This window comes from Bacteroidota bacterium, from assembly GCA_034439655.1.
Lineage (GTDB): Bacteria > Bacteroidota > Bacteroidia > UKL13-3 > UKL13-3 > CANJUD01.
In genome coordinates, this window is sequence record JAWXAU010000124.1 from 1 (window position 1) to 8,989 (window position 8,989).

Below are 8,989 nucleotides of genomic sequence, written 5' to 3' on the forward strand. Positions count from 1 at the left end.
AATAGTCCAAAAGAAAGGGACTAATCCTCCCGCATCCCGATAATTATCGGGATTAAGCGGGGCTTTCGGGATGTAGTTCGGCATTACCATTCTACAAACTAAGCCGCCACAGGCGGAGAACTATTATAGTTTAAGAATTGGTATTACCTAGCCACAGGGCGGCTTTGATGTTCCAAACTTCGGACAGCTATTAAACTTTTTTATTGCCGTTGGCTTCAGCTTTTTTTATTGCCGTTGGCTAAAGCCAACGGCAATAAAAAACCCCATCTCTTTCGAGACAGGGTTATATAATAATGTTTTTGAGATTATGCTTGAGCTTCTACAGGAACTATAGATACAAAAGAACGATCTTCCCGAGATTTACGGAATTGAACTTTACCATCAACCAATGCAAAAATGGTATGGTCTTTACCTAAACCTACGTTTGCTCCTGGGTGATGCTTGGTACCACGTTGACGAACGATGATATTACCAGCAGTGGCAAATTGACCACCATATATTTTTACGCCTAAACGTTTTGAATGCGATTCGCGTCCGTTATTCGAACTACCCGCTCCTTTTTTGTGTGCCATGTTTGTATCTAATTAAAAGGTTAATAAAAATTAAGCTGCGATATTTTCTATCAGAATTTTGGTATATTGTTGGCGGTGGCCATTCTTACGTTTGTAACCTTTACGGCGTTTTTTCTTAAAAACAATAACCTTGTCGCCCTGAATCATATCAGCGATTACTTTGGCGGTTACTTTGGCACCTGCAACTGTAGGAGCTCCTACATTTACTTTACCGTTGTTGTCAACCAACAACACTTTGTCGAAAACAACAGTGGCACCATTCTTCTCGTTCAAATGATGAACGAACAAAAATTGGTCTTTTTGCACTTTAAACTGTTGTCCGGCGATTTCTACTATTGCGTACATGTTAATTTATTTTGGGCTGCAAAAGTAAGGCTTAAAATCTTAAATACAAATAGGAGGAGGAGATTTTTTTTAGAAGCTTGAATCCTTATTTATCATAATGGTATCTGCAGCTAAATATCAGTATGTCCTTCCCCTCAACTTTATAAACTAGTCTATGTTCTTTATCAATTCTCCTAGACCAATATCCAGCTAAATCATATTTTAACGATTCTGGTTTCCCTTTGCCTTCAAAGGGGGTTCTTTCAATTTTCTTGATTAATTCGTTATTTTTTTTTACGCTATTTTTATCTACTGTTAGCCAGGAGATATAATCTTCCCAAGCATTTTTCGAAAATATAATTCTCATTATTCCTCAATCAAACCTTTGCTAACCACTTTACCGTCATCCATTTGCTTGATAGATTCATATAGCCTATCTGCATTCTTTTTTGAACTTAATAAATGCATGGTCTCCATAATGGAATTGTATTCAACTAAAGAAATAACAACAGTTCCTTTACCTAGGCCTCTTTTAATAACAAGAGTTTCATTATCCTGTTCTACCCTATCTAAATACTTTTTCAGGTCTGTCCTAAACTGAAATAATTTGCAGCTAACATGATTTTACTTTTTATAATAAGTACAAAAATACATACTCATTTTTCTTCAAGCAAATTTAATTAGAAATTATAGTTCCCTCCTCAGCCTAGCCACAGGTATATTAAGCTGTTCACGGTATTTAGCCACTGTGCGGCGTGCAATGCCATACCCTTTCTTTTTCAAAATCTCCATCAATATCTCGTCGGGCAGGGGCTTACGTTTGTCTTCGGCAGCTATACATTCCGTCAATATTTTTTTGATCTCTTTGTTCGATACTTCTTCCCCATCTTCATTGGTCATGCCTTCGCTAAAGAAAAATTTGAGTGGAAAGATCCCAAACTCCGTGTCCACATATTTACTGCTCGCTACACGACTAATGGTTGATATATCTAAGCTCACTTTGGTAGCAATATCTTTCAATATCATGGGTCTCAATGAACGTTCATCGCCCTCAAAAAAGAAATCTCTTTGAAACTCGACAATGGCATTCATCGTCAACATCAAGGTATTATGTCTTTGCTTGATGCTCTCTATAAACCAACGTGCCCCATCAATTTTTTGTTTGACGTATTGCATCGAGTCCTTCAACTGCTTGTTATTCGGATTTTTTTCGTAACTTTTAATTGTGTCAATATAAGAACGGCTTACCCTGAGCGGAGGTACATTGCGGTTATTTAATTGCACCAAAAGTTTATTGCCCTCATTTGTCACCGTAAAATCGGGGATGATATAATTGCTTTTATCGGCAACCGAAATATCTCCTGGTTTTGGGTTGAGATGTATAATAACCTCAATCGCTCTTTTGAGCTGGGGCTCTTCTATTTTCAACTGTTTGCAAAGTCGGTCATAATGCTTCTTGGTAAAATCATCTATATGTTTTTCAATGATCAAGACGGCCATTTTCACGTCCAAATCTTTTACATCTTTACGCTTGAGTTGTAATAGTAAACACTCCTGCAAGCTACGTGCAGCAATACCTGCGGGGTCGAGGCTTTGTATTTTTTTTAATACCGCTTCGAGCTCGTTGATATTGCATTCTACATTTTGTGTAAATACCAAATCGTTTGAGATGGCCGGTAAGTCCCTACGGAGATAACCATCATCGTCGAGCGAACCGATAATTTGCAACCCTATAATTTCTTCTTTATCTGATGATACGATCGCTTCAAACTGTTCGGTCAGATAATCGTGAAAAGTAGTTGCACTGGCATGGGCATTTCCTTGCGTTCTTCATTGGGATCCGATTCTTCATATAATTGAAAATCGTCACCATCGGCCATTTCATAATCATAATTAGAAAGGTCATATAAATCATCGCTGCCATCTTCTGCTGTTTCAGCAATAGGTTCATCGTCCAATTGATTTTCTATTTCTGCTTTAGGCTCTGCAGGTTCATCGCCCTCGTGGGCCAGCTCATTTTCAATCCCCTTGGCATCATCCTCTCCAAATTTTACATCCACTTCGTCGTCGTCGTCCAAGCTTTGCTCCATGGCCGGATTATCCAATAATTCTTCCTCCACACGCTTTTCCAAATCTAGCGTATTGAGTTGTAGCAATTTAATAAACTGTATTTGCTGAGGCGACAGTTTTTGCTGTAGTTTAAAATCCAAGTTTAGTTTTAGTCCACTCATAAAAGCTTATTCACAATTTCACTGCAATTTTAATCTATAATTTTCAGATAGTGTATATCCCTATTGCATTAAACCTATAAATCTATTATATATTTGCCGAACCTTGAATATAATAATACAATTTTGGAAACGCCTGCAACGCATTGGCTACGGCAGCAACCCACATGCCGATATAGAAATAGCCTTTTTGAATCAGGCCTGCATTCTCGCATTTTTTTGTACTTTGCCAATTAGTTTGGCGGCCAAGTTGATTTTCGATAGTTATGATATTTATGTAACAATCGCCCTTTTCGCATTCGGATTTCTAGCGGGACTCGTATTTAATTATTTCAGATTTTTTATCCTCTCAAAATTCTATTTCTTTCTGCTTATACAATTTGCAATTTGCTGGGGAGCTTGTATTCTCGGTAGAGATGCGGGCATTCAAAACATTTCGCTCGTCTTATTTTTAAGCCCTGTTATATATTATAATAAGGAGGAGATTCTGCAAAGGGTTGTGGCATTATTTATTCCAATTGGAGGTTTGTTGGCATTATATATAAGCGACTTTAGTTTGTTTGCTAACCAGATAAAAATTGAGAGCAGAGGCTTTTATGCATTTCAAACTGTAGTGCTGGTTGCCACGATTGTAGCCTATTTTATCAATGTATTAAGTTTGAGGAAAAGTTTGACCCTACAAAATAAATCCATCGAACAAAAAAATGAGGAGCTGATGGAAAGTATCAACAAAGTAAACAAGCTAAACGAAAATCTGGACAAATTTGTATACACTGTCTCGCACGACTTACGTTCTCCTATATCTTCGGCACTGGGACTTATTGAATTGAGCAAAACAGAAAAAGATATAGATACCATTCATGAGTATATGGTAATACAAGAAAAAAGTATGCGGCGTATGAATGATTTTGTGAGTGATATGCTGGCCTATTATAAAAATTCCAAATCAATTAATTATTATGAAAATATTGAATTGGATAAATTATTAGACGATATTATTGAAGCACATGCCACGCTATTAAAAGACAATAATATAACTGTTGATATAGATATAAACCAACCCGAAAAGTTCCGCTCCGACCCTATGAAACTTAGGATTATATTGACCAATATTGTTTCGAATGCTATTAGATATATCGACGACAATAAAGGCACGCACACCATTAATATAAAAATAAATACCGATCCTAAACAAGGTGTTTTTATATTTACAGATAATGGAATAGGCATAGCGGAAGAAAGCCAGGAAAAAGTTTTTGAAATGTTTTATAGGGCCACTTTCAATAAGTCAGGTACAGGGCTGGGCTTATTTATGGTACGCGAACTTTTGGGCAAATTGTGGGGTACAGTTAGTTTAGAGTCTGAGGAGAAAGTATATACTACTTTTACCATTATCATCCCTAACCAAGGTTTATCATGAAGCAGTATTTTATTATAATATTTTTAGCATTGATGATATTTGCCTGCGGACAAAACAATAACCAAACATCGAGGCCCGAAACAACAATATCTGCAAAAAAAACAGATGGCAAAGAACTTTTCTTAATGCGTTGCACTACCTGTCATGGCACTGATGGCAACGCTGGACTGGCAGGCTCTGCTAAATTGGGCTCATCAAAATATACAGTAGACCAAATAGTAAATACAATAAAGAATGGGCAGAAAGCGATGCCCAAAGTTGATTTGGAAAGTGAGGAAGAATACCAAGCACTTGCCGATTATGTGCTAACCCTGCGTAAATAAATGCAGCCCGATTTACACCAGATATTAAAACAATATTGGGGTTATAATACTTTCCGCAAAGGACAAGAAGATATTATAAACTCGGTAATAGCAGCAAAAGATACAATTGCTCTATTGCCCACGGGTGGAGGCAAGTCACTATGTTTTCAAATACCTGCTTTAGCTATGGAAGGTATATGTATTGTAGTTTCACCCTTGGTTGCATTAATGAAAGATCAGACTGATAGATTAAAAAAAATAGGCATCAAAGCTGAATTAGTTTACTCTGGAAAATCATCAAAAGAAATTGACCGCATTTTAGATAATTGTATATTTGCTGGCGATATTAAGTTCCTATATACTTCTCCTGAACGCCTACAAAATCCTGTATTTCAAGCCCGGTTTGAAAGGATGAATGTGAACTTGATTGCAGTAGATGAAGCACATTGTATATCACAATGGGGTTATGATTTCCGTCCTGAATATTTGAAAATTGCCGAGCTTCGAAAAATAAAACCCAATATTCCTATTATTGCAGTAACGGCTAGTGCCACGCCTGCTGTAGTGAAAGACATTGCTGAAAAACTTTGGCTCAAAGATCCTATTATATATAAAAGTTCTTTCGAACGTGCAAACTTATCATATGTGGTGCGAGAAACCGATGACAAAACGGGACAGCTTTTACAAATTGTAGATAAGATAATAGGTACTACTATATTATATGCCAATAATAGAAAAGCTACCAAAGAAATTGCTTTACTATTAAACAAAAATGGTTACCAAGCAGATTATTATCATGCGGGATTAACTATGATAGAACGCGAAAAAAAACAGAATGATTGGTTGCAGAATAAAATTAGAATTATGTGTTGCACCAATGCTTTTGGTATGGGCATCGACAAAGCCGATGTGCGACTCGTTATACATTACGAAATGCCCGACTCGATAGAGGCATACTACCAAGAAGCTGGCCGTGCGGGTCGTGATGGCAATAAATCATTTGCAGTTTTGCTCACCCATCCTGCTGATGAAGAAAAGAAAAAAGAAATGCAAGCCGTGCGTTTTCCTGAGTTTAGTTTTATACAAGAAGTATATAATCATTTGTGTTCCCAATTAATGATTCCTTGGGGCGAAGGACAATATAGTAGTTACGATTTTGAAATTGGAGCCTTTTGCAAAAAATATAACTATGATACACAAACAACTTACTCCGCTTTAAAAATTCTCGAGCAAAATCAATGGTTAAAACTAAATGATGCCATCCACGAACCTTCAAAAGTGATGATACTTTCGGATGAATTTACTTTATATAAACTGGAAGTTGAAAACCCTGTATATGATACTTTGCTCAAATTTTTGCTACGCAGTTATGGAGGGATTTTAGATCATTATATCATCATACAAGAAGAACAAATTGCGGCCAAAATAAAATGGACAACGGCACAAGTTATTGAACTGCTCAACAAACTCAAAAAGCTCGAAGTGCTAGACTATACGCCACGCAAAGACAATCCACAAATATATTTTTTGGAAGATCGTATTAAAAAAGAAGATTTATTACTGGATACGCAACTCATCAATTTTCTAAAAACTACTTATATAACTCGGCAAACAAAAATGCTAGAATATACCAAACTTGTGGATGAGTGCAGAAGCAATTATATTAGAGATTATTTTGCAGATGAAGGCATCCTCCTACCCTGCGGTATCTGCGACAATTGTATAGCCAACAGAAAAAAACTCGACAATAATAAAAGCAGCGAAGAAAAATTATTAAAACTATTATATAATAATCCCACCACGATTGCTGACTTGGTAAACAACCAACCCAGCCATATTAAAAACGAACGCTTGGCTGTTATCAGAAAACTTTTGGATGATGGAGAATTGTTGGTGGTGGATGCGAAACTTTGTGTGAAGTAAGCTACAGGTAGTCGGGTGGAACCACCCCTATATCTTGTCATATATTCTCGCAAACTTGCGGGAGAGAAATATACTGCTTCTTATGGCACGTTGCTAAACTCTAACCAAATAGGCCCCTCATTCTCCCCATAGCTATCAGGAGGGATGACAAAAGACCCAAAAGTATGTCCGTGTCTCGACTACAAATATGCCTTAATTAATCAATTAAAAATTATTACCATAATTTTCATGTTTATATCGCGGTCTGTCATTACGATGTATAGACCTGCTTTTGCTGCTAATTTCTCCCCCCATTCTGTAAAAAGTTTCTGATATGTCAAGACCAGTTTCTGTTTTTTCTTTGATTATTTCAGCATCAGTATCGGAGTCAGCATGTTTCTTGAAATTATATAAATGGTTCTAATTTATGAATTGCAAAAATAATTAAAAATCAATGCAGATGCAAAATCTATATATTCTTATCAAATTCCTCATTCTTCCCTTATTTTCGGGTTACGATTGGTATGAATGACAGCAAAAATATAATATTATTTTCTTCATCATCAACTACATAATGAACAATAAATGGAATTTTTTCTATAAGCAAGCATCTTACATTCATGTAGCGGATTGAATATGCAAAGGGATGATTTTTAAGTGCATTCAATTTGGGTTTTTACTTGTTTTTTAAAAAGATTAACCAATTCTTTTATTGCCCATTATACCAATAAGTGGCTTCTTGAATATTTTGCAAAGCATCTTGATTAATTTGAACCTTAAAGGTCACTAAAATTAGGATTTAAGAGTTTTGGAAACCTCATCCCAATCTAGCATTTTACTTGGATCTTTTTTGCTTTTCTCTATTCTTTCCCATACTAGTTCTTTGTGCTCAACAGGTATTTTTACCTTTTTCAAATAATCTTGAGGTGTAGTTTCTCTATTTTTCATAATAGATTAGCAAGTTCAAGTATAAGAAAATTATAAATCAATGCAAATGTAAACTCTCCAAACCTTCTTCCAAACTATGTGGTTCATAACCTAATTCTGCTGTTGCTTTACCTATGTTGAAACCCGTAATAGGCGGACGTTTGGCAGGTTGATTGATATCAGCACTTTGAGCACGGCGTATCAAACTTTTATTCAATTGCCAATACTCGGCAATGCGTTGGGCCAAATCGTATATGCTCATAAATTCTTTGCCCGATATGTTATAAATGCCTTGGGCATTTTTTGTTGCAACTGCAATACAACCATCAGCTAAATCCTCCGCAAGTGTAGGCGTCCGAAACTGATCATCTACTACATTTATAGGTAGTCCATTTTCCAGTGAAGATTTCACCCATAACACTATATTACTTCTACTCATATTATGTACTACGCCATATACCAAAACAGTACGAACAATTGCCCATTTGCTACAATATTGCTGCACCATTTGTTCGCCTAAATATTTACTATTTCCATAATAACTTAAAGGTTTAGGTTTTTCATCTTCCTTAAGCGGACCATGGGTTCCATCAAATATAAAATCCGTACTGAGGTGGATGAGGCGTGCCTTGTTTTCTTCTGCGGCTTGTGCCAAATATTTTACCGCATGTACATTGAGTTTATCGCAGCCTTCATGGTCGGTTTCGCAGGCGTCCACATTGGTCATGGCAGCGGTGTTTATAATACAATCGGGTTTATGTTTTTGTATGATAGTTTTTACATTGAACTCGTTTGTTATATCTAAACTATCATATATGTATCCTTCGTTGAATGGATATCTGTCGGGTCCTTGGGCTGTGGCGATTAATTGTATATCATTATTATTTCGCAGCTTGTCCAGTAATTTTTGGCCAAGCAATCCATTGCTTCCTGTAATCAAAATTTTCATAGGTGCAAATCAACAACAGATTTGTGGACTTTGGAATATTAGTTTGGATATATAGTTAAAAGATTGCTTGCAACAATAACATTTCACTAACACTAGTGGCTGTTTGGTGCTAGTGGTGAATAGATTTGAAAACTCAAAATGTCAAAAGATTTAAGAACAAGGAATGAATTCGCCGCGGCGAATTTGATTTATGAAATTTTTAATACTTCTAATCCACCCGTGGCGGAAGCATTCGTTAATCCTTGTTCTTAAATATTTACTACAACAAGATTGCATCGTTCCTCGCAATGATGGGTAAGTCGTAAACAAAAAAGGCAGCCTGTATACAGACTGCCTTTTGAAATTTAGATGTTTAATATTAATAG

At 36.3% G+C, this 8,989-nt stretch carries 10 protein-coding genes and 1 pseudogene; 3 read left to right on the forward strand and 8 right to left on the reverse strand.

The annotated features are described in order from the left end of the window. Positions 1-305 precede the first annotated feature (305 nt). From rpmA to SGJ10_08770, 6 genes and pseudogenes are all read right to left on the reverse strand, one after another. Positions 306-572, reverse strand: a complete 267-nt coding sequence (gene rpmA / locus SGJ10_08745) for a 50S ribosomal protein L27 (protein MDZ4758212.1) — start codon at positions 570-572, stop codon at positions 306-308. Positions 573-602: 30 nt separating this feature from the next. Further along, positions 603-917 (reverse strand): 50S ribosomal protein L21, encoded by a 315-nt coding sequence (rplU, locus tag SGJ10_08750; protein ID MDZ4758213.1) that lies wholly within the window; start codon positions 915-917, stop codon positions 603-605. A gap of 85 nt (positions 918-1,002) precedes the next feature. Beyond that, complete coding sequence (locus tag SGJ10_08755; protein MDZ4758214.1) at positions 1,003-1,263, reverse strand: Txe/YoeB family addiction module toxin; 261 nt, start codon at positions 1,261-1,263, stop codon at positions 1,003-1,005. After that, positions 1,263-1,490: pseudogene (locus SGJ10_08760) on the reverse strand (type II toxin-antitoxin system Phd/YefM family antitoxin). Before SGJ10_08760 ends, SGJ10_08755 begins: the two are co-directional and overlap by 1 nt. Positions 1,491-1,583: 93 nt before the next feature. Continuing rightward, on the reverse strand, positions 1,584-2,678 hold the full coding sequence (rpoN, locus tag SGJ10_08765; GenBank protein ID MDZ4758215.1) for an RNA polymerase factor sigma-54: 1,095 nt from the start codon (positions 2,676-2,678) through the stop codon (positions 1,584-1,586). Continuing rightward, on the reverse strand, positions 2,675-3,127 hold the full coding sequence (locus tag SGJ10_08770) for a hypothetical protein (GenBank protein MDZ4758216.1): 453 nt from the start codon (positions 3,125-3,127) through the stop codon (positions 2,675-2,677). Before SGJ10_08770 ends, rpoN begins: the two co-directional genes overlap by 4 nt. Positions 3,128-3,230: 103 nt before the next feature. On the opposite strand from SGJ10_08770, the gene SGJ10_08775 reads away from it, so the two are divergent. The 3 genes from SGJ10_08775 to SGJ10_08785 are packed head-to-tail and all read left to right on the forward strand — an operon-like array spanning position 3,231 to position 6,769. After that, positions 3,231-4,544: a HAMP domain-containing sensor histidine kinase gene (locus SGJ10_08775; GenBank protein MDZ4758217.1), complete on the forward strand. Its 1,314-nt coding sequence runs from the start codon at positions 3,231-3,233 to the stop codon at positions 4,542-4,544. Continuing rightward, positions 4,541-4,867 (forward strand): cytochrome c, encoded by a 327-nt coding sequence (locus SGJ10_08780; GenBank protein ID MDZ4758218.1) that lies wholly within the window; start codon positions 4,541-4,543, stop codon positions 4,865-4,867. Before SGJ10_08775 ends, SGJ10_08780 begins: the two co-directional genes overlap by 4 nt. Next, positions 4,868-6,769, forward strand: coding sequence for an ATP-dependent DNA helicase RecQ (locus tag SGJ10_08785; GenBank protein ID MDZ4758219.1), 1,902 nt, complete (start codon positions 4,868-4,870; stop codon positions 6,767-6,769). A gap of 771 nt (positions 6,770-7,540) precedes the next feature. Here the strand turns inward: SGJ10_08785 and SGJ10_08790 are convergent. Both SGJ10_08790 and SGJ10_08795 read right to left on the reverse strand, forming a co-directional pair. Further along, entirely contained in the window at positions 7,541-7,696 is a 156-nt protein-coding gene (locus SGJ10_08790; protein ID MDZ4758220.1) for a hypothetical protein, read from the reverse strand. A gap of 37 nt (positions 7,697-7,733) precedes the next feature. Further along, positions 7,734-8,624 (reverse strand): NAD(P)-dependent oxidoreductase, encoded by an 891-nt coding sequence (locus SGJ10_08795; GenBank protein MDZ4758221.1) that lies wholly within the window; start codon positions 8,622-8,624, stop codon positions 7,734-7,736. Positions 8,625-8,989 lie beyond the last annotated feature (365 nt).

Excerpts from the sequence above, each read along its gene's own strand:
- rpmA (MDZ4758212.1), bottom strand. The coding sequence starts at position 572 with ATGGCACACAAAAAAGGAGCGGGTAGTTCGAATAACGGACGCGAATCG.
- rplU (MDZ4758213.1), bottom strand. The coding sequence starts at position 917 with ATGTACGCAATAGTAGAAATCGCCGGACAACAGTTTAAAGTGCAAAAA.
- SGJ10_08755 (MDZ4758214.1), bottom strand. The coding sequence starts at position 1,263 with ATGAGAATTATATTTTCGAAAAATGCTTGGGAAGATTATATCTCCTGG.
- SGJ10_08770 (MDZ4758216.1), bottom strand. The coding sequence starts at position 3,127 with ATGAGTGGACTAAAACTAAACTTGGATTTTAAACTACAGCAAAAACTG.
- SGJ10_08780 (MDZ4758218.1), top strand. The coding sequence starts at position 4,541 with ATGAAGCAGTATTTTATTATAATATTTTTAGCATTGATGATATTTGCC.
- SGJ10_08785 (MDZ4758219.1), top strand. The coding sequence starts at position 4,868 with ATGCAGCCCGATTTACACCAGATATTAAAACAATATTGGGGTTATAAT.
- SGJ10_08790 (MDZ4758220.1), bottom strand. The coding sequence starts at position 7,696 with ATGAAAAATAGAGAAACTACACCTCAAGATTATTTGAAAAAGGTAAAA.
- SGJ10_08795 (MDZ4758221.1), bottom strand. The coding sequence starts at position 8,624 with ATGAAAATTTTGATTACAGGAAGCAATGGATTGCTTGGCCAAAAATTA.